This window comes from Cupriavidus sp. 2TAF22, from assembly GCF_052115045.1.
Classification (GTDB): domain Bacteria; phylum Pseudomonadota; class Gammaproteobacteria; order Burkholderiales; family Burkholderiaceae; genus Cupriavidus.
Map to the genome: position 1 here is coordinate 23,183 of NZ_JBFRFX010000008.1, position 18,313 is coordinate 41,495.

General features: G+C 60.2%; 18 protein-coding genes. 6 read left to right on the top strand and 12 right to left on the bottom strand.

The genetic code is table 11. The features are described from left to right. Window positions 1-9: 9 nt before the first annotated feature. Together AB4Z48_RS11690 and AB4Z48_RS11695 are read right to left on the bottom strand one after the other, a co-directional pair. On the bottom strand, window positions 10-270 hold the full coding sequence (locus AB4Z48_RS11690; RefSeq protein ID WP_441614102.1) for a hypothetical protein: 261 nt from the start codon (window positions 268-270) through the stop codon (window positions 10-12). 48 nt (window positions 271-318) lie between these two features. Then, on the bottom strand, window positions 319-996 hold the full coding sequence (locus AB4Z48_RS11695; RefSeq protein ID WP_441614103.1) for a VOC family protein: 678 nt from the start codon (window positions 994-996) through the stop codon (window positions 319-321). Between the two features lie 74 nt (window positions 997-1,070). Between AB4Z48_RS11695 and AB4Z48_RS11700 the strand changes: the two genes are divergently transcribed. After that, window positions 1,071-1,319 carry a DUF6130 family protein gene (locus AB4Z48_RS11700; protein WP_441614104.1) on the top strand — a complete coding sequence of 83 codons (249 nt, stop codon included), beginning with the start codon at window positions 1,071-1,073 and terminating at the stop codon, window positions 1,317-1,319. 183 nt (window positions 1,320-1,502) lie between these two features. Here the strand turns inward: AB4Z48_RS11700 and AB4Z48_RS11705 are convergent, their stop codons facing one another. The 4 genes from AB4Z48_RS11705 to AB4Z48_RS11720 form a co-directional block, all read right to left on the bottom strand. Beyond that, on the bottom strand, window positions 1,503-2,042 hold the full coding sequence (locus tag AB4Z48_RS11705; protein ID WP_441614105.1) for a TlpA family protein disulfide reductase: 540 nt from the start codon (window positions 2,040-2,042) through the stop codon (window positions 1,503-1,505). Further along, window positions 2,032-3,072, bottom strand: a complete 1,041-nt coding sequence (locus tag AB4Z48_RS11710; protein ID WP_441614106.1) for a transporter — start codon at window positions 3,070-3,072, stop codon at window positions 2,032-2,034. The genes AB4Z48_RS11705 and AB4Z48_RS11710 overlap by 11 nt, the downstream gene beginning before the upstream one ends. Before the next feature lie 90 nt (window positions 3,073-3,162). Further along, window positions 3,163-3,546 carry a DUF2946 family protein gene (locus tag AB4Z48_RS11715; protein WP_441614107.1) on the bottom strand — a complete coding sequence of 128 codons (384 nt, stop codon included), beginning with the start codon at window positions 3,544-3,546 and terminating at the stop codon, window positions 3,163-3,165. A gap of 402 nt (window positions 3,547-3,948) precedes the next feature. After that, entirely contained in the window at window positions 3,949-4,989 is a 1,041-nt protein-coding gene (locus tag AB4Z48_RS11720; protein WP_441614344.1) for a GlxA family transcriptional regulator, read from the bottom strand. Window positions 4,990-5,098: 109 nt separating this feature from the next. Between AB4Z48_RS11720 and AB4Z48_RS11725 the strand changes: the two genes are divergently transcribed. After that, on the top strand, window positions 5,099-5,632 hold the full coding sequence (locus AB4Z48_RS11725) for a tautomerase family protein (RefSeq protein ID WP_441614108.1): 534 nt from the start codon (window positions 5,099-5,101) through the stop codon (window positions 5,630-5,632). 178 nt (window positions 5,633-5,810) lie between these two features. Here AB4Z48_RS11725 and AB4Z48_RS11730 read toward each other — a convergent pair whose 3' ends face one another. From AB4Z48_RS11730 to AB4Z48_RS11745, 4 genes are all read right to left on the bottom strand, one after another. Then, the gene (locus AB4Z48_RS11730; protein WP_441614109.1) at window positions 5,811-6,980 is read right to left on the bottom strand and encodes a hypothetical protein; all 1,170 of its coding nucleotides are present in this window, start codon (window positions 6,978-6,980) and stop codon (window positions 5,811-5,813) included. Between the two features lie 5 nt (window positions 6,981-6,985). Continuing rightward, on the bottom strand, window positions 6,986-7,639 hold the full coding sequence (locus AB4Z48_RS11735) for a hypothetical protein (RefSeq protein ID WP_441614110.1): 654 nt from the start codon (window positions 7,637-7,639) through the stop codon (window positions 6,986-6,988). A 422-nt stretch (window positions 7,640-8,061) separates the two neighbouring features. Continuing rightward, window positions 8,062-9,312: an AAA family ATPase gene (locus AB4Z48_RS11740; RefSeq protein WP_441614111.1), complete on the bottom strand. Its 1,251-nt coding sequence runs from the start codon at window positions 9,310-9,312 to the stop codon at window positions 8,062-8,064. A 1-nt stretch (window position 9,313) separates the two neighbouring features. After that, window positions 9,314-10,075 (bottom strand): hypothetical protein, encoded by a 762-nt coding sequence (locus AB4Z48_RS11745; RefSeq protein WP_441614112.1) that lies wholly within the window; start codon window positions 10,073-10,075, stop codon window positions 9,314-9,316. Window positions 10,076-10,464: 389 nt separating this feature from the next. On the opposite strand from AB4Z48_RS11745, the gene AB4Z48_RS11750 reads away from it, so the two are divergent. Together AB4Z48_RS11750 and AB4Z48_RS11755 are read left to right on the top strand one after the other, a co-directional pair. After that, window positions 10,465-11,187 (top strand): hypothetical protein, encoded by a 723-nt coding sequence (locus AB4Z48_RS11750; RefSeq protein WP_441614113.1) that lies wholly within the window; start codon window positions 10,465-10,467, stop codon window positions 11,185-11,187. A gap of 359 nt (window positions 11,188-11,546) precedes the next feature. Beyond that, window positions 11,547-13,751 carry an OsmC domain/YcaO domain-containing protein gene (locus AB4Z48_RS11755; RefSeq protein ID WP_441614114.1) on the top strand — a complete coding sequence of 735 codons (2,205 nt, stop codon included), beginning with the start codon at window positions 11,547-11,549 and terminating at the stop codon, window positions 13,749-13,751. A 316-nt stretch (window positions 13,752-14,067) separates the two neighbouring features. Here the strand turns inward: AB4Z48_RS11755 and AB4Z48_RS11760 are convergent, their stop codons facing one another. Continuing rightward, a complete protein-coding gene (locus AB4Z48_RS11760) occupies window positions 14,068-14,787 on the bottom strand; it encodes a tetratricopeptide repeat protein (protein ID WP_441614115.1) in 720 nt (239 codons plus the stop codon). A 367-nt stretch (window positions 14,788-15,154) separates the two neighbouring features. Next, the gene (locus AB4Z48_RS11765; RefSeq protein WP_441614116.1) at window positions 15,155-16,180 is read right to left on the bottom strand and encodes an AraC family transcriptional regulator; all 1,026 of its coding nucleotides are present in this window, start codon (window positions 16,178-16,180) and stop codon (window positions 15,155-15,157) included. A gap of 137 nt (window positions 16,181-16,317) precedes the next feature. Here AB4Z48_RS11765 and AB4Z48_RS11770 point away from each other — a divergent pair, with 137 nt between their 5' ends. After that, a complete protein-coding gene (locus AB4Z48_RS11770; protein WP_441614117.1) occupies window positions 16,318-17,232 on the top strand; it encodes a 3-hydroxyacyl-CoA dehydrogenase family protein in 915 nt (304 codons plus the stop codon). A gap of 28 nt (window positions 17,233-17,260) precedes the next feature. Continuing rightward, the gene (locus AB4Z48_RS11775) at window positions 17,261-18,199 is read left to right on the top strand and encodes a 3-keto-5-aminohexanoate cleavage protein (protein ID WP_441614118.1); all 939 of its coding nucleotides are present in this window, start codon (window positions 17,261-17,263) and stop codon (window positions 18,197-18,199) included. Window positions 18,200-18,313 lie beyond the last annotated feature (114 nt).

The following is an 18,313-nucleotide window of genomic DNA, read 5'->3' on the forward strand; positions in this document are numbered from 1 at the left end:
TAAGTCGACTTAAGAAACAGCCCTTATCTCTCCGAGCACGGTCGGGATGAGTTCAGATACGGTCGGGTGTATCGGGACTGCCTGCTGGAGGGCCGTATACGGGATGCCGGCGCTCATCACGTCGGGCACGTGGTCGAGCGCCGGCATCGCCCCCCCGAAGAGCTTGCGCTCGACCAGCGCAACGGCCATTCCGGGATCGGTCAGCCGGCCCGTGAGGGATGGACCGGCCTGCCCGGCGCCGATGATGACTGCGTCGAAATCACGAGTCATGGGCGTTCGACCGCCGCGATGGCGACAGCGATCGGCAGAGCCGCCAGCTCACAAGGGCAGGTCCTTGCCTGCCTGCTCGCAAGCCATGTACTCCGCATACCAGTCCGGCCAATTCTCATCGCGTTGGCCGCCGGTTCGCTTCTCGTGCTCGCCGTGCGCGGCCTCCGCCCGCCGGAACGCCGCCGCGAGATCCGCTGACGAGGCGAAGGTCGTGGCGTCTGTGTCCACGCGACCGGGCGCTCGGTGGGTGAGTTCCTGGAACAGCCAGCCATTGCCGTCCGGATCGCTGAACGAGGCAAACGAGCGGTAGCTGCGATGCTCGGGGTCCGGACCGCTAACCCGCATCCGCCCGAACAGATACGGCTCATCCGCGCCGGCGTGCGCGCCGGCGGCGTCGTGGAACACTCCGCTGATCTCCACCCCACGTCCCAGCAGTTCCTTGCGAGCCGCCTCGATGTCGGAGACGATCAGGTACAGTCCCTGGGCGGAGCCGGGTGTGGCCGCGGTGACGTTCTTGCCGAAGATGACCGAGCACCCGGAACCGGGCGGCGTGAACTGGATGACGCGGAAGTAGCCATCGTCGGAGGCGTAATCGGCGTCAAGCCTCCACCCCAAGCCGCCGTAAAAACGCTTGGCGCGATCGACGTCCGAAACAGGGATGACGACGATCTCGAGCTTCATGTCCACGCCCCGCACGTTCGGGGTCTCGACTGCAGCGCTGCTCATGTGAACCTCCGCATGCTTGGGCCGCAACGCGGCCTTTGAGATTGACGACAACAACACCTGGCGAAGGGAACGGGATGTGGTTTGTCGGGCCGGATCAGCTGGCGCGAAGCATCGCGCAGATCCAGTCCCGATGCAGGGAGAACGTCGTAGCGGTGTTCGGCACCGGCGCCGTTGCCGAGTCTCTCCGGCTCCGGCATCTGCACATAACCGTCGACGACCTGCCTCGGCATTGGGCAGACGCCAGCGACAACACTAACAGGCGATGTACCCCTACGCTGGCAACGCCCGCTCACTTGCTCACATTGACCTTGGTCATATTGTAGGTCGGCCAGTGACGCGACGTCGTCGGATTTGGACGGGTCCCTCGGCCGTGGTCCTGGCGCGCCTCCAAGGCGCCCGCCCGCCAGCACGTTCTGGAGGGGCACTCCTGTGGAAGTCTGACCGGCCGCGCATCGGGATGACCAGGAACGCCGCCCGCAGTGCATGTCGCCCAAGGCGCTGTCCAGTTACCGCTTCAGCAAAGGCGTGACGACCTGCTCCAGCCGCTCGGCTGTCCAGGCCGGGCTGGCATCATCCCAGCCGTTATCGGCGAGGATCCCCGCGCGGTCGATGGTGAAGTTCACCGGAAGACGCCAGACCCGGCCGTAGCCGCCCGCGTAGGCACTACCCAGCAGTCCTACCGGAAAGGCGAGGCTGGCAGCCATCTTGCGTACGTCGGCGAGCGAGTCTGGCGTGTCCAGGCTGAAGCCGAGCACGGTGAGTCCTTCCCGGGCGTGAGCCGTCGCATAGGTCGACAAGACAGGAAGCTCTGTGTGGCACGGGCCGCACCACGTTGCCCAGAACGTGAGTACTACTACCTGGCCATGCAGGTCCCGCGTATCGATGTTGCGCCCGTCGAGCGTGCGCAGCACCAGCGGTGGCGCCGGCCGCCCCACCGCCAGGCTCTCCGCGCGCGCCGATGTGTGCCAGCCAGCAAGAGAAGGTCCGCAGGCAAGCGCGGCGGCCTTGCGGATCCAGTCGCGACGAGACGAGAGATCAGAACGCATAGGACACCCCGAGGTTGCCAGTCCAGCGAGGAAAGAGTTGGTACCCCTGAAGATTGCTATAGATTGCCTTCTGCAGAAAGGCGTACATGTGCACGTGCTCGCTCACGGCGACGGTGACCCCGGGGCTCAGGTAGAGCACGCTACCGCCTGTACTGATGGTGTCGCCAAGTGCGCCCTGGTCTGAGCTCTTGTGCGTGAAATTGAACTGTAGCTGGGGCACCACCTTTGGCTTGACTACGTAGCGCACGCCGGTGCTCACGGTCAGGAGATTGCCGGGACGATAGTCCGCATTGACGTCGTGCAGCCGTTGCATCACCGCCGCCTGGAATTGGCCATTGATGAAGGCGTCGAAATTCTGGCTGACCGGCTGGTAATAGTACGCGCCAAGGATCAGGTCGGTGCTGCCGGTACCGGGTTGCAGGCTGGCGTCGAGCGCCTGGCCCGCAGCCGCATTCGGGCCTGAGGAGAAGAACACCGGGCGGCCCACGGTGGCGCCGGTGACGACATTCTGGCTGCCGTAGGCGCCCGTGGGCAGCTTCACGCCAAGTTGCACACCAAGGTTTCGGGTGGGCAGGAAGCCCTGGTAGGTGCCGATGAGCTTGATATCGCCCAGGCCGCTGGCCGTCACACCGCTCACGTTGTCCGGCGTGAGCTGGTCGGAAGTCGCGTTGCCGTACGTGGTGTGGCTGCGGTCGATGATGGGGACGATCGTGCTAAAGCTCCAGCTGCTATTCGGGCTGTAGCTCAGGCCCAGGTTGTAGTAACGGTTGATTGTCTGCTTCTCCACCTCCTGGCTGCCGCCAGCGTCGTTGATTGCGGCAGCCTGCGTGGCGGGGACGGATCCTGTCCCATGGCGCAGCTGGTTCTGGTTGATGAAGCTGTAATCGAAGCTGATGCGCCAGCCTGGCATTGTGGAGTAGCCCATGGCGGCATCGGCGCTGAGTGAGCAGCCGCAGGTGGCGCAGCCGAACGCAAACGAGGGAAGCAGCAATGCGGCACCTGCGGTGCCGGCGCGAAGGATCGGATTCATGGTGTTCAGGGCAATACGGGGGCGGACCGGTAGTCCGCCCGTGGCATGGGCGCGCGCCCGTGCAGCGCGCGGGCGATCAGGCGAAGCCGATCATGCCAAAGGCGGCGCTCGGGCCGTCGCGAGGAGAATGCTCGGAGGCCGATAGGCATTGCGCTGTAACACCGGCCGCACAAGGCCAGGCTGGCTGAGGCGAGGCTGAAAGACAAACGGCGCGTGCGGTATCGCATTAGTGTTGCCGAGATCCGCGCAGACCAGGCAGCAGAGGGAATCGCCGAGGCTTTGGTGGTTGCCGGGGGCGCCCTGACCGAGGGGCGTTTGATCGGCCACTGAGACCACGCTTATGCCGCTTGCGCTGCAGATCGAGTGATCTAGCATTGCCTCGGCCGATTGCCCGTGGGTCATCGGCAGCAATGGCGCGTGCAGCGCCATGCCCAGCAGCGCGAGCCAGAAGACGAGCCGATGGGTGAAGGACATGTTGCTTCGTGTAAATGGGGGGCTGATTATCGTGGCGAGCCGTCGCCTGAAAGGACGCTTTGGGCTTGATTCAGCTAGACCGGGGGGGACACCGAGTCGCACCCACTGCCGCCGGATCGGCATTTGCGCCGGAAGTCATCGCAAACGGCCCCTGTCCATTCATATTTCCAGCTTACGCCGCATCTCCCCGCATTCCGTACGCTACGCCACTCTCTTCCAGGAAGCCAGCACGACGTCGCCCGTCGCCGGTCGGCATTGACCGGGCGCGGTGTATTGCGCCACCCCTGTTTCGGCGGAGTTCACCGCATCGCTCGAACAACACAAAGCTGTGCATCCATTTGCGCAATCAACCGCTTGTTGGATCGGTTCCGCGGCATTCCGCCTTTGCGGCGTTGCGGATTGCTAATCGGGAGGGCTGTGCGACTTGCTTTCTGTCTCGTCCGTGATCGAAGTGCGCGCGAATCGCATTTGATATTCGCTCGGCGAAAGGCCGGTCTTGCGCTTGAACAGTTGCCGGAACGTGCTGAGGTCTCCATAGCCGACGCGTTGACTGACCATCTCAAGGCCAATGGGCCTTGATTCCAGCAACTGTTTGGCTACTTCGATGCGCAGGTTCTGCAGATACGCCAATGGTGCCAGGCCTACTGCCAGCTTGAAACGCCGGTTAAGCGTCCGTTCGCTGACAGCGAGCCACTCGGCGAGCTCGCTCAGCCGAAACCCCTGCTGAAGTGTCGCCTCCATACGCTGTTGCGCTCGTGCGACGAGCGGATCGGCATGACCGTGGTCGTCGAGAAGCTTCGCATAAGACGCTTGAGAAGTCCGGTTCATGTCGATCAATAGTGACTTGGCGGTCCTCGCGGCAAGCGTCTCGCCCGCGAACGTTTCGACCAGCCGCACGGCGAGGTTGAGATACGACGTCACGGAGCCGCCCGAGATGATGCGATCTTGCGCGATCAGGATCTCCGAGGCCCGAAGCTCGACGCGCGGATAGCGTCGGGCGAAGTCCGCCGCAGTGGCCCAGTGTGTCGTGGCGACCCGGCCGTCCAGCAAGCCCGCCTCGGCAAGCAGGTAGTTGCCGGTGCAGTATGTGGCCAGCACGGCGCCCGCCTCGCTTTGGCTCCGTAGCGCGGAGGTCAGCGCGTTCAACTGCTTGTGGCGGCCGATGAATTCTTCCATGTTGGAGAAGAAAGGGGCCGTTACCAGAATGGCGTCCGAACGCTTGCGGGGATCGATTTTCCCGTCCACGGCAATGCTCTGGCCCGATGCGGCCTTGACCGGTCCTCCGTCCAGCGACTCCACGCGCCAGGTGAACTTGGGGGAAGGATGGCGACTATGTGCGGCTTCCCGTGCACTCAGGTGGTTGGCGGCATTGAGGACGTCGATGGGTCCCGCAACGCCCGATGCCAGGATGCCGTCATAGACCCAGATCCGGATCGTGATCATTTGCGTATGTGTCTGATATTCCTCGGATGATGGCAATACTGCCACTTCCAGGTCTGCCCGTAAAGGCCGATGATCAGCGAACCGAAACACCTGAAGAAGGAGTGACACCATGCCAATGATCGACGCACTGTGGCCGGAAGATGCCTTGACGCCTGAAGCGGAAGCACGCCTGGTTAAAGAACTGACTGACATCCTGATCAAAGCCGAAGGGTACGACCCGGGCAATCCGGTTGCGCAAGCCGTATCGGTATTCCATCTGCATCGACCGGCCGCGGTATTCGTCGGAGGAGAGCGCTCGAAGGCAGTGCGCTACCGGATTATTCCTTCGGCGCCCGAGGGGCAGTACACCGATGAGTCGCGTAGCGCACTGGTTAAAGCGATCACGGAAGCGGTCGCCCGTGCCGAGGGCCGACCGTTCGACGAGGTCGTATCGCGGGTATGGGTCTTTCCGACAGAAATTCCGGACGGTACCTGGGGCAGTCGCGGCGTCATCCTCAGGCTGCCCGCCATTCATGCGCTACTGGCCGGTGAGTCCGAACGCAGCGCCGGCGAGGAGCGACTCGCGCGCAGACGGCGCGAAAAAGCACGCATCACGCTGGAAGCCGCCGTTGATGCCATTAGCGCTGGAAGTGCCAGGTCATAACAGCGTCACATGTCGTGCTGGCGGTGCGCGAGCGGATGCCCGCGCCCGCTGCCAACGTTCAAAGAACCGAAGGAGAACCTACAAAGCTCCATTCCTCGTCCGACACGTCCGTTGGGTAGGGTCTGCGTTTCGTCATCTCCCTATGACATGAGCCGTGACGAAAAATGCATAACACGCTCTAGTCGCGCTTGTATGCCAACACCGCACCGCCCGCCCCCTGCCGCAATTCGATTGTCAGTGTCGGCGCTGGCATCCAGCGCAGTGTGTCCCCCGCAGTGGCAGCCGGTGGCCCGAATCTGGACTTCATCCTCTCGCCGAGTTTGTCGATTCCAACGTCGGGCTTGAACAGGTACTCGGCCTGGCTAAACCGTCCATCCGGTGCGTAATGGACATCGAGCTGCCTGGCATCGGCCGTGGACGGGATGGGGGTGTAGCTGTCGACGCTATCAATGAGATCCAGCTTGATGGCTTTCATCAGGCCACTTCCCTGGATGGCTCGCCGTAGCGATGTACGCGTCGCCTGGCTGAGCGGGACGCCATACAGGCTGGTTGCCTGCACCGGACCAGGCTGCGGCAACGTGGGCGATTGATCCCCCAGTTGTGCCGATGCTGCGGAATGGCTCTTGGCCAGCGCCGCCATGATGTGCTCTGTTGCCGGCGATGTGGCTGCAACCTGGCGCGGCGTGATGGCCATGTAGCTGATGCCGGGACGAATCTTGCAGGGACTCGAGGCTGCCTGGTTGTCGCAAACAATGGCCCCCGTCATGATGTTGACCCAGCGGCGCTGCTCGTCCGTCGGAACCGGGATGCTGCTCGTGGCGGGGAATGTCCAGGTACGATGTAGCGCGTAATAGTTGACGGTGCCGGCAATGAACTTGCCAATCGACAGATACGCCTTCCCGTTACCATCATCGGGACAGAACACGACATCAGTGGCGGCAGGGTAACCGTTCGCCGCTTCGGTATCGCTGTACATCATCTGCGGCACCGCCTGGCAGCGGCTAGTCTTGTGCTGGCTCTTTGGTTTGCGCTCCAGCTCGAGCGCACTGGCCGGATCCAGCCGTTGGCCAAGAAAGATGGTCACTGCGAGCAGTTCTTCCCAGTCGGCTTGCCACGGGTTCTCCGGTACGAAACGCTCGGTCGTGACCTGTGACGGTGCCTCGGCGGCCATCCTGGCTGGCGAGGGGATTCCACGCCAGCCTGCCGGCAAGCCCGGCTGGAACAGCAATTTTTCGCCGGGCGGGAGAGACGGCGGATCGGCTCGCACGACGGTTGTTATCGTGAGGGCGGCCAGCCCCGCCATCAGCGCCGGGACGGTCGGCCATCTCCAGTCAAGGGCGAATGGCATCAGGCCTACCCGACTGACGCGAAGGCTTGCTTGTATCTGTTCCACCAATTTGCTCCCCAGTCCCGCAGGCGCCCGACATAGGCAACCCTGGCGGCGTCACGCGCGACATTCGGGCCATACCAGTCAGAATCGCGGAACGTACTCGCCGGCGATGTGTTGATGTGTTCCTGCTCCGGACTAAACAGGTACGCCACATGCAGCAGGTCTGCCTTCTCGGCGCGATGGAACTCGACCACTACGAAATCCTGCGGATAGGAGATCCCGCGCACGGACATCTCGCCTGCAGCGGCGCGTTCAGCCTGGCCAATGCGCACGCTTCGGTCGTCCCAATGGGTCCACGGCGGCGTGAAGATGTTGTGCATCAGCCAGCAAGACTGACTGCCATTGGGTTCGTTCGATTCGTTGACCACGTAGAGCGCATTACCGTCATCGCAGGAGCGCGCCACCGGGAACCCCGTCGCTGGTGAGGTCTTCGCCACGACTGACTGGACTATCAGCGCGCCGGCGAGTCGCTGATGTTCGATGCGACCAAGGAAATAGGTCGCGATCGTCTGATCTGGACGGTTGCCGCGGATATCAGATAGCACCGTCCACGTACCGGGAGGCAACGGTAGTCGGTGCCCGCCAACTTCGAACATATCGCGGAAAGTCTTGCCCATTGGAGCCTTGGCACCAGGGGACGCGCCTTGCACCGGATCGGAGTAAGCCGAGCCGGCCGGGCGTGACAGTGCAAGTGGTACCTCGCGCGGCGCGGCAGGCGCGGGCTGCTGGATGCGCGCGGCCTCCTGCTTTCTGGGATGTGCGACTGGCACCTCCGGTGGTGCTGGCATCGCTGCACGGGGGAGATCTCCCGCAGGAATGGCGGGCGGTGGGGCCGGCTCGGTCTGCGGTCGGGGTTGAGCCGTGTAGGAGGCCGTGGCCTGCAGGTCCTCTGAAGTGGAACCGCGCAGGTGCGGTGGATTCCGCCCGAGGCAAACGAACAGCACGGTGGCGACCGTCGCCAGCAACACGGCGCTACGCCATATTGGAGCGCGTGCCCACAGCCTGCGCCAGGCACCGGACCAGGAAACGTTTGCGGTCATCACGAGACGGGCTTGGCAACAATGCGCTTGTCTTCGGCAATCAGCGCAATACGGCTATGGCCCTTCTGTCGCGCTTCGATCAGGGTGTCGGCAATGGATTCCTCGGCTGCCCGCACCAGATCCCGCGACGACGCGCCACCGCCAAGCCGCGCCTGCCGTTGCATCAGTGCGATCAGCACTTCCGGGGCGATGCCGCCGTCCACGATCTCGAGGCCGTAGCTCTGAATCATCGCCTCGATTTCGAGTGCCGTTACCCGCGCCACATCCATTCCGGAGAGCGGCTTGAACACGAAGATGCGGTCGATGCGGTTGAGCACTTCGGGCGCAATGCCAGCCTCACGCAATGCGTTGGTGGCAGCCTGGCGCATGCCATCGGCATCATTCTCGAAGCGTTTGCTCAGTTCCTGGAGCGCATCGGTCGCCGCATTGGTAGTCAGGATGAAGATGGCTTGCGTGGTCGGGATCTGCTTGCCGTCAGACGCTTCCGTTACAAAGCCGTCGTTCCAGGCAGTCAGGAAGTTCTTGTGGACTTCCGCATGCGCTTTTTCGAACTCATCGAGCAGCACGACCGAGTTGGGTACATCACGCAAGGCGGCTGTGAGCTTGCCATAGGTGTCCGAACCGGCGTACCCCTTGGATGAACCGAACAGCGAGGTGGCAGCGAAGCCGCCCTTCGAGAACTGCGTCATGTCCAGGTGCATCAAGGCACGTTGCAACTCGCTGGCCAGGCGCTTGGCCAGATAGGTTTTACCCGTTCCGGGCGGTCCGGCGAGCAAGAAAACACCCACCGGCTTGCCGCGCTGCTTCAGCGCGAGGCGCCTGCGTATCTGCATTGCCATGTCGTCGCACACGGCATCCTGTCCGATGACCTTGCCTTTCAGTGCCTCGGCGAGCTGGTTCGCATCGATAAAGACCGATTCGGCATCGGCCGCGAGTTTTTCCTCAAGCACACGCTTGTTGGTCAAGCGATCCAGAACATCCATTACCCATCCCCCCCGATTGCCACTGGCGGACAAGGTCCGCGTGCGCTCATGAATTAGTCCGGCAAAGACGAAGAACCATAGCCCGAAGGCCACAGCAAAAAGATACCAGGCCACTTCGCGCAGCCGGTGCAAAGCATCCTGCAGGCCGTCGTGCATGACCGCTCCCGAAGGCCCATGTTCTATCCAGAATTGGGCGATGGCGATCAACGCGATCGCGACAAAAGCCAGGGGGAGCACGCGGCTGGCGGCGTTCAGCAGTCGGACCATCTTACGGAGCCTGGGTGCGCAGGCCGATAGTCTGCCCAACGCTCATGATTGGTAATGTCACGCGCGAGGCGCCGGAAGCCACGCCGACCGTGATGCCACCGCCTTCCCCGTCGCGCATTCCGGCGATATTGACGACCCCGGACGACGCAGCAGGAACCGCGAACGTCATTGGCTGGCGCGTCAGGGTGACCACCCGGGAGTATCCCTGGCTCTGGATGCGTACGACGTCGCCATCCTCATCGTCGGTGTCCCACAGCGTCAGCCAGATCAGCCGGGTTGGGTGCCTGGCCGGAGCGACTGGCCGCACGGTGCTGACCGGAGCAGGGTGAGGGACGGTCTCGGGCCCCTGCGCCTGTGGCGTGACGGACGAGCCTGTGCCGGTGGCGGGCTTCGGCGAAGCCGCAGCCGCTTCAATCGGGCGCTCATGCAGGTCGGCTGTCAGTGCTTCGCGCGCGATCGCGCTGAGCCGCATTCCTGCAAGGGCAGTCTCTTCATCCTTTGGTTCGACGGCAGCGACCGGCAAGGCGGTGACGGCGTTGAAGGCCTCGAGTCTTGCTTGCTGCTGCGCGGATGAGAGATGATCCACGTCGTGCAGAAGGAAGGCCGGGGACAAGCGCCCGAACTGCCCCGAGCCGGCCAGTGCAGCCATCATGACCAGCGCGGCAAGAAGTGTCGCGGAGGCTAGCGTGCGCGGCAACCTCGTCGGCAAAGGCTCGCTGCGCGCGCTCAGACGCGGCGGGTCGAGTGGAACGTCGTTGTCCATCAGGTGTTTGTTCTTCTTGGTGGTCTTGAGGAGCTACGCCGAACAAATCCCCATGATACTTGGAACTCAAGATATTGGCTTACGCTGCCCGCTCAAGGCAAGCAAAAATAGAGATTCATCGCCGATTTCCGGGGAAGGCCAATGATTCGACGCCCCAGTCCGGCCATAAAGCGACATTTGCCAGTTTCCACAAATCCAACAACATTCACGCCTCATTTGCCTGTCTTTCACAAGAGACATTACGAGGTCTTTTGGTAACCATTTCCGGAAATTAATGCCGTATTTCCCTGTAGGTCTAATGCGAAACCAATCGCCAAAAAAACGAAGCTTCAAGGAAAACATGCGAGCCGTCGCCATCGCTCTTGCCACGCTCTAGGGAGGCGGCGCCAATGGCTTACAGCAGGGATTTTTTCGAGTTGCAGCTTGATTTTGCCCGGGCAGTTGCGGGTCTTGTCGACATGCCCGTCGAACGAGCATTGCTCGACTACACGAACTTCTACATTCGGTTTGGGCTAGGCAGGGATTTTGACCAGCGTCATCCCATTTGGCGTCAGTACGTCGATGGACTGACCCGGACATCGGATATTGGCGAATGGACGTATCGTTTCTATCTCACGCAAGGTGAGGATTCCCGAACTGCAGCGGCCGCTGGCTGTTTTTCATACGCGATGCAGGACGCGGAATGTGTGCGAATTCATTTCCAGAATGCGGAATCCACCACGGCATCTCCTTTGAGCATGGAGCGCATGCCTGCACGGCTTGCTGAACTCCGGTCACTCTTCGGTGACGTCAAGCGCAACAGGCAACAAGTGACACGAGTCGTGGGCACCTCGTGGCTCTATAACCTCCCTGCATACCAGCGGTGCTTTCCCGCGGCGTACGTCGCGAGCGCCAGGGTTGCAGAACCGCGGTATCGCCACGTATCGCTATGGGGACAATTTCTCCACCGCGATGGCTCGCTCAGACTCGGCGTTGTGCAGGATTTCAAGAGACGGCTCTTGAATCTGACGAATGTTCGAGACTTGGCACTCACCTTCCCACTGCAGGCGCTCGCCGTCGAAGCCCCGATCGCGGAGTTTTATACCTTCTACGGAATACAGCCCGATTGCTAGTCAGCTGTTCCGTCCTACGAATGTTCGAATGACCGCGACGAGGCGCTGGCAGGCGGCGCGGACAGTGCGGTCGGCTCGGGTGCGGGACCGCTTCATCATCACATTCCGTCCCGACGACTAATAAGGCACCTCCAAGTGGTCAGTACGCTACGCAGCCTGCGATAGGTCTTTGACAACTCGCTGCCCTGGATATCGCCATGGCGTGAAGTTCCAGCCACGTCCTGCGCAATTGGCGCTCACTTGTCAAATTATCCGTATGCGACGGCGCCTGTAGAAAGCACCGATATATTACAATGCGCCAGCGCGGCGTCGGATAATAGCGGTCGCATCATTTTGAGCAGGATTTTTGGAATTCCCCCATGGAAATTAAGGTCAACTTTCTCGATAAGCTACGTCTTGAAGCCAAGTTCGATGACTTCACGGTGGTAGCCGACCAGCCGATCCGCTATAAGGGCGATGGCTCTGCACCTGGCCCGTTCGATTATTTCCTGGCCTCGTCGGCATTATGTGCGGCTTACTTTGTCAAGTTGTACTGCGCAAATCGCAACATTCCGACCGATAATATCCGCTTGTCGCAGAATAATATCGTCGATCCGGAAAATCGATATCAGCAGATTTTCAAGATTCAAGTCGAGTTGCCCGCGGATATTTCTGCCAAAGACCGCCAGGGTATTTTGCGCTCCATCGATCGCTGTACGGTAAAAAAAGTGGTGCAAGCCGGACCCGAGTTTGTGATCGAAGAGGTAGAGAGCCTGGATGCCGATGCTCAGTCGTTGCTGACCTTGAAGCCGGCGTCTGACGCCGGCACCTATATTGCGGGCAAGGATCTGCCATTGGAGCAAACCATCGCCAATATGTCTGGCATTTTGGCGGACTTGGGGATGAAGATTGAAGTCGCTTCATGGCGCAATATCGTTCCCAATGTCTGGTCGCTGCATATCCGTGACGCACACTCGTCAATGTGTTTTACAAATGGCAAGGGATCGACCAAGGAAAGCGCGCTGGCGTCGGCGTTGGGGGAATTTATCGAGCGCCTGAATTGCAACCATTTTTATGTCGGTACGTTTTGGGGCGAAGACCTCGCCAATGCGGCGTTTTTACATTACCCGAACGAGCGCTGGTTCAAGCCTGGACGCAAAGATGCGCTACCGGCTGGAATTCTCGATGAATACTGCCTGCCCATTTACAATCCGGATGGCGAATTACGTGGCTCGCACCTGTACGAAACCAACTCGGGGAATGTGCAGCGCGGTATCTGTTCGCTGCCGTTTGTACGGCAGTCGGACGGCGAAGTGGTGTATTTTCCCTCCAATCTGATCGAAAACCTCTACGCCAGCAATGGCATGAGTGCCGGTAATACACTGGCCGAAGCGCAAGTGCAATGCTTGTCCGAGATTTTCGAGCGGGCGGTAAAGCGCGAAATTCTGGAGGGCGAAATGGCACTGCCCGATGTGCCCCAGGAAGTGCTGGCGAAATACCCTGGCATTCGGGCAGGCATTCAGGGGCTGGAAGAGCAAGGTTTTCCGATATTGGTGAAGGATGCTTCGTTGGGTGGAATTTATCCGGTGATGTGCGTCACCTTGATGAACCCACGAACTGGCGGTGTCTTTGCTTCGTTCGGCGCGCACCCAAGTTTCGAGGTGGCGCTGGAACGGAGTCTGACAGAGTTGCTGCAGGGTCGCAGTTTTGAAGGCCTGAACGATTTACCGCAGCCCACCTTTGTCAGTAACGCCGTGACGGAGCCGAACAATTTTGTCGAACACTTCATTGATTCCAGCGGCGTGGTGTCGTGGCGCTTTTTCAGCGCCAAGGCGGATTTCGATTTTGTCGAGTGGGATTTTTCTGGCCAAGGCGAGAACTCCAATGTCGAGGAAGCAGCAACCTTGCTCGGCATTCTTGAGGACATGGGTAAAGAGGTGTACATGGCTGTGTATGACCAGCTAGGCGCCATTGCTTGCCGGATTTTGGTTCCGGGCTATTCGGAAGTTTATCCTGTAGAAGATCTGATCTGGGATAACACCAACAAGGCACTGTCGTTCCGCGCAGATATCTTGAACTTGCATCGCCTGGACGACGCAAGCCTGGAGGCCCTGCTTGAGCGTCTGGATAACAGTGAGCTCGATGAATACGCCGACATCGCCACGCTGATCGGCATCGAGTTTGACGAGAATACGGATTGGGGGCAGCTGACAGTGTTGGAGTTGAAGCTGCTCATCAATCTCGCCTTGCAGCAATTTGAGGCGGCGCACGAGCTGGTGGGCGCCTTCTTGCAGTACAACGACAACACGGTCGAGCGCGGACTGTTTTACCAGGCCTTGAATGTGGTGCTGGAAGTGCAGTTGGATGACGATCTGAACCTGGACGACTACGCGGTCAACTTCCGCCGGATGTATGGCAATGCGCGGATGGACGCGGCGCTGGGTTCAGTGGACGGCAGCGTGCGTTTCTTTGGTTTGACGCCAACCAGCATGAAGTTGGAGGGGCTCGACAGGCACCACCGCTTGATCGACAGCTACAAGAAATTGCACTCGGCGCGGGCAAATGTGGCGGCTATAGCCAGTTAAGGCTAAGGATCAAGAAGGCGGGGAAGGCCTCCATCGGGAAGCACTCGCCTTCAGTGTCCGCTTTCGAGAAAGCTCAGAGGCCGCTCAGGGCAGGCAGGGACAGTCGCAGTTCCTCGGCGGGTCATCCGCCCGAGATTGGCTACGGCCGTCGGCCCGCCGGTCCATTCGAACGCCCGGGCGTCGTTTCAACTTAAACAACGGACATTCGCGCATCGACGGCACTAGTCGGTTCGTCGGCCGATGCGGACACTCGAGATTCTGGTCACCACATCGAATTCGCTAGCCGAACGTGGTCGCCGTCGCGCCGCACCGGCACTCACTGAGCCCGGTTGTCCTGTTTCGCCCGCTGGGCCTGAATGAAACGGAGCTCGTTTGCGGCCCTGGTATCGGAAGCATCCAATTCGAGGCATTTGCGATACAGGGCCTCGGCCTCAGCGAGTTGGTGCTGTTCTACGTAGACATATCCCTGGCCGCGCCATGCCCGCGAAAGCTCAGCGTTTTTCAGCGCCGGTGGAGAAAATTCACGCGCTTGCGTTTCGGCAGCCTGGAAGGTCTTCATCGCCAGAGACCAGTCCTTTTCGCGTTGATACACACTCGCCAGTTCCGCAAGAAATTGGGAATTGTGCGGAGCCAGATCAATGGCCTGTTGCAGCGAGACCTTGGCATCCGCGAGCCGGCCAAGCTCGACCAGCACGTAGCCTTTCATGTAATACGCGTAGGCCCAATTGCCGGAGACAACCCTGGCCGGCGTCTTGGCATTGGATGCTTCCACGAGGTAAAACAATGCCTCGGGCTGGAATCTGGCACTAAACAGCTTAACCTTGCTGCCTTGGAGCGCGCTCTCATACATGGCGCTTACCTTGTCGAAGTCCTCGATCGCTTCTGCTCGCTTGCCCGCGATGGCCAGTCGCGAACCCTCCTGTAGCAGTCGTGCAGCTTCGGTATCGAGCGCTGAAGGCGTGCTTGCCTCCTGCGCCAGACATGAGACCGAGAGCAGCAGCGCTGCGGTCGTCAGTAGTACCCGTACCAGCTTCATGGCGTATCTCCCCTTATTACCGTTATTTATCCATTTGGATCGCATGCGGAATGAGAGAGTCGCTGGGTCAGGGCAGATGGCGGGTGCAAAAAGTGCTTCTCGATCGCCTCGTTGCCTGCAATGACCATACCGCCAGATCGGGACGGCTGGAATCTCGTTTCGCACGGATTGCGCTCCAGGCTCATGGTTGCGCATTGCAATCCTTCTGCGGACTGCAAGCTACCATCACCAGAACGGGGGGATGTTGCTTCTGAAGTGGGGTATGTTGCGGCGACCCAACGGACGCACACCGCTGTCGGGTCAAACTGAGTTACCAGGAACTTGATGACGCTTCCACTCGCTAGTCGCGGCGTTGTCAGCTTCCGTACTACGCACGGAATTCCCCGGGGTTCTTTCCCGTCCATCGCTTGAAAGCTCTTCGAAAATTCGCGGGATCGGTAAAGCCAGTGAGTACCGCGATGTCGTCGATGCTTAATTCGGTTGTTCGCAAATACTCCGTGGCCAATGAGCACTTTACGTCGTCGGCTATTTCAACGAACGATACCCCCTCGGCAAGGAGATGGCGCCTCAATGTCCGCGTGGTCATGTGTAGCGCGGCAGCGGCTTCATCCATTGATGGAAACTGGCCGGGTGTGCGCATCATCAACTGATAGATCTCGCCGGCGGTTCCCGTGGAAGTCTTCGCCTGGCCTATCAGGCGGTCGCATGTATCCTGGAGCAGCGTCGAGGTCAGCCTGTGCGCAAGCTGCGGCCTTCCGTCAAGGATTGCGCGGGGATAGTCGAGTTCGCATTGCTCCTGGTTGAACAAGCAAGTGCATTTGAAATAGGTCGCATAGAGGCCCGCATGAGCCGGTGCGGGATAGGAAAATCGGGCCTCGACCGGAAGGCATCCGGCGCCGGCAATGTCCTTCAGATGGGTGACATGCTGGGCGAACTGCTGCTCGATCAGGAACCGCCGCAGTTCCGGCGAGGGGCTAGTGATGAAGGCATCCGGAAATACCCACACCGCCGTGTCTGGATCTTCCCGCCACTGAATGGTTAAGGTTGGCGTGGCGAGTTTGTGATACTTCACGCCCAGGTTGAAGAAGTCCTTTACGGTTTCGCTGCACATCAGTGCATATCCGTACATCCCATATGCGGACAGGTGCATGGCAAGACCGACTTCGAAGGGAGTTGCCGGGTCTGACGACAAACGCACGGCGTTCTGGCACACCTGCAGGTACTGACGGACAGAGGTTTGCGTTTCGGGGCTATGAATGTCCGCCACTGCCAATCCGCTGCCTTGCAGGCAGGCCTCTGCCGAGAGGCCCTGGCGTTCCAGCACCTCTACCAGCATTTCGATTTTGTACGGCGCGTAGATCCGGTCGTTCAGTAGTGGGGGGCGAGCCGCCATGATCTCTCCTGTGTCTCTTTCGGACATCAATATGTCCGAAAGGGACCTTACCAGGCAAGTCTTTGCTTTCTAGTATTACCGCACAGCCTGATCCCCGGCACCTGCCGCAGGACATGAGAACAGCTAGGAGACAGTAAGTGCAGAAACGCCTCAACGTGACCGTCGTGGGTGCCGGCCTGATGGGTCATGGCATCGCGCAAGTCTTTGCCGCCGCAAATCACCTCGTGACATTGACCGACTCCAACGAAGAAGTGCTCCATAAGGCGCCGGCTCACATCTCTCACAATCTGGTCCAGATGGGCGGCAAGGCGCTCTCGGTTCTTCGCAATCTACGGCTCGAACGCGACCTGAAAGCAGCGGTTGCCGAGGCAGACCTGGTGATTGAGGCGGCACCCGAGCGAATCGAATTGAAGCAGCACCTGTTCCGGGAAATCGCCGCGTCAGCGCCCGGCCATGCCATCTTGGCCAGCAATACCTCCGTCATTCCAATTAGCGAGATCGGCCGCGAGTTGAGCGATGCGGCCAAGGCAAGACTGCTAGGTACCCATTGGTGGAATCCGCCGCATCTGGTGCCGCTGGTCGAGGTGATCCGGATCGAAGAAACGTCCGACGATGTCTTCAATGAAACGTTCGCCCTCCTGGAACAAGTCGGCAAATGCCCCGTAAAAGTTCATAAAGACGTACCAGGATTTATTGGCAACCGACTTCAGCATGCGCTGTGGAGGGAAGCCATTTCGCTCGTCTACCGGGGTGTCTGTGATGCGAAGACGATCGACATCGTCGTGAAGCAGAGTTTCGGCATGCGGCTACCGGTTCTGGGCCCCATGGAGAATGCCGATCTGGTAGGCCTGGAACTCACCCGAAACGTCCATCAGCTCATCTTTCCCGACCTCGATAACTCGCGAGAGCCTTCTCCGCTTCTCGATGATCTGCTCGGGCAGGGAAATTCAGGCATGCGGACCGGGAAGGGTCTGCGTGACTGGACACAAGAGTCCGCCGATGAAGTGCGCAACGCCCTTGCCATGCATCTGATTACCGCCCTTGGGCGCTAACCATCCACCAGAGACTTTGGGTGTCACTATGAGCAAAGCCAACAACAAGGTAATCATCACCTGCGCGGTTACCGGCGCCATGCATACGCCGACGATGTCGGAGTACCTTCCGATTACGCCTGACCAGATCGCGGAGCAGGCGATCGACGCAGCCGCAGCGGGTGCCTCCATTCTGCACCTTCATGCCCGCGATCCCGTCGACGGAAGGCCTTCGCCAGATCCGGAGCTGTTTCAGCAGTTCGTTCCCCGAATTGCCGAGGCCACGGATGCCGTGATCAATATCACGACGGGTGGGAGTACGCGGATGACGCTGGAAGAGCGCCTCGCTTACCCGCTGCGCGCAAAGCCGGAAATGTGTTCTCTCAACATGGGTTCGATGAACTTCTCGATCCATCCGATCGCAAGAAAGATCACGAACTGGAAGCATGAGTGGGAACGCCCATACGTTGAGGGGATGGACGACCTGATCTTCCGGAACACCTTCAAGGACATCACCCACGTGCTGCGCGAGCTGGGCGAGCATGGAACCCGGTTCAAACTGGAGTGCTACGACGTCAGCCATCTTTATAACCTGGCCTATTTTGTCGATGAAGGACTGATCAAGCCACCGTTCTTCATTCAATCCATCTTCGGGATCTTGGGCGGGATTGGACCTGACCCTGAGAACCTGACGACGATGCGCACGGTAGCGGATCGACTGTTTGGCCGGCAGAACTATGCGTTCTCCATCCTCGGCGCGGGCCGTCACCAGATGTCGCTGCTCACGATGGGAGCGATCATGGGCGGCAATGTCCGGGTGGGACTGGAGGACAGCATCTATCTCGGCAAGGGTGTCATGGCGAAAACCAACGCTGAACAGGTCCGAAAGATCCGTCGCATCCTCGAGGAACTCTCCCTTGAGATCGCGACTCCCGCAGAAGCGCGAGAGTTCCTGCAACTCAAGGGTCGGGACAAGACCCGATTCTGAGCGGCTTCGGATTATCCAATTCCCATTTCAAGCATCACCGCGCCCCGCCACGAGGCGGGGGGGGGCGCTGCCATGCGCGCCAAGAATGCGCCATCTACTCTTAGAAAACATGGA

What these genes read in the sequence shown, in the direction of transcription:
- AB4Z48_RS11725 (WP_441614108.1), top strand. Translation starts at nt 5,099, where the DNA reads ATGCCAATGATCGACGCACTGTGGCCGGAAGATGCCTTGACGCCTGAA.
- AB4Z48_RS11745 (WP_441614112.1), bottom strand. Translation starts at nt 10,075, where the DNA reads ATGGACAACGACGTTCCACTCGACCCGCCGCGTCTGAGCGCGCGCAGC.
- AB4Z48_RS11740 (WP_441614111.1), bottom strand. Translation starts at nt 9,312, where the DNA reads ATGGTCCGACTGCTGAACGCCGCCAGCCGCGTGCTCCCCCTGGCTTTT.
- AB4Z48_RS11700 (WP_441614104.1), top strand. Translation starts at nt 1,071, where the DNA reads ATGTGGTTTGTCGGGCCGGATCAGCTGGCGCGAAGCATCGCGCAGATC.
- AB4Z48_RS11760 (WP_441614115.1), bottom strand. Translation starts at nt 14,787, where the DNA reads ATGAAGCTGGTACGGGTACTACTGACGACCGCAGCGCTGCTGCTCTCG.
- AB4Z48_RS11690 (WP_441614102.1), bottom strand. Translation starts at nt 270, where the DNA reads ATGACTCGTGATTTCGACGCAGTCATCATCGGCGCCGGGCAGGCCGGT.
- AB4Z48_RS11775 (WP_441614118.1), top strand. Translation starts at nt 17,261, where the DNA reads ATGAGCAAAGCCAACAACAAGGTAATCATCACCTGCGCGGTTACCGGC.
- AB4Z48_RS11710 (WP_441614106.1), bottom strand. Translation starts at nt 3,072, where the DNA reads ATGAATCCGATCCTTCGCGCCGGCACCGCAGGTGCCGCATTGCTGCTT.
- AB4Z48_RS11750 (WP_441614113.1), top strand. Translation starts at nt 10,465, where the DNA reads ATGGCTTACAGCAGGGATTTTTTCGAGTTGCAGCTTGATTTTGCCCGG.
- AB4Z48_RS11705 (WP_441614105.1), bottom strand. Translation starts at nt 2,042, where the DNA reads ATGCGTTCTGATCTCTCGTCTCGTCGCGACTGGATCCGCAAGGCCGCC.
- AB4Z48_RS11765 (WP_441614116.1), bottom strand. Translation starts at nt 16,180, where the DNA reads ATGGCGGCTCGCCCCCCACTACTGAACGACCGGATCTACGCGCCGTAC.
- AB4Z48_RS11730 (WP_441614109.1), bottom strand. Translation starts at nt 6,980, where the DNA reads ATGCCATTCGCCCTTGACTGGAGATGGCCGACCGTCCCGGCGCTGATG.
- AB4Z48_RS11735 (WP_441614110.1), bottom strand. Translation starts at nt 7,639, where the DNA reads ATGGGCAAGACTTTCCGCGATATGTTCGAAGTTGGCGGGCACCGACTA.
- AB4Z48_RS11755 (WP_441614114.1), top strand. Translation starts at nt 11,547, where the DNA reads ATGGAAATTAAGGTCAACTTTCTCGATAAGCTACGTCTTGAAGCCAAG.
- AB4Z48_RS11715 (WP_441614107.1), bottom strand. Translation starts at nt 3,546, where the DNA reads ATGTCCTTCACCCATCGGCTCGTCTTCTGGCTCGCGCTGCTGGGCATG.
- AB4Z48_RS11695 (WP_441614103.1), bottom strand. Translation starts at nt 996, where the DNA reads ATGAGCAGCGCTGCAGTCGAGACCCCGAACGTGCGGGGCGTGGACATG.
- AB4Z48_RS11720 (WP_441614344.1), bottom strand. Translation starts at nt 4,989, where the DNA reads ATGATCACGATCCGGATCTGGGTCTATGACGGCATCCTGGCATCGGGC.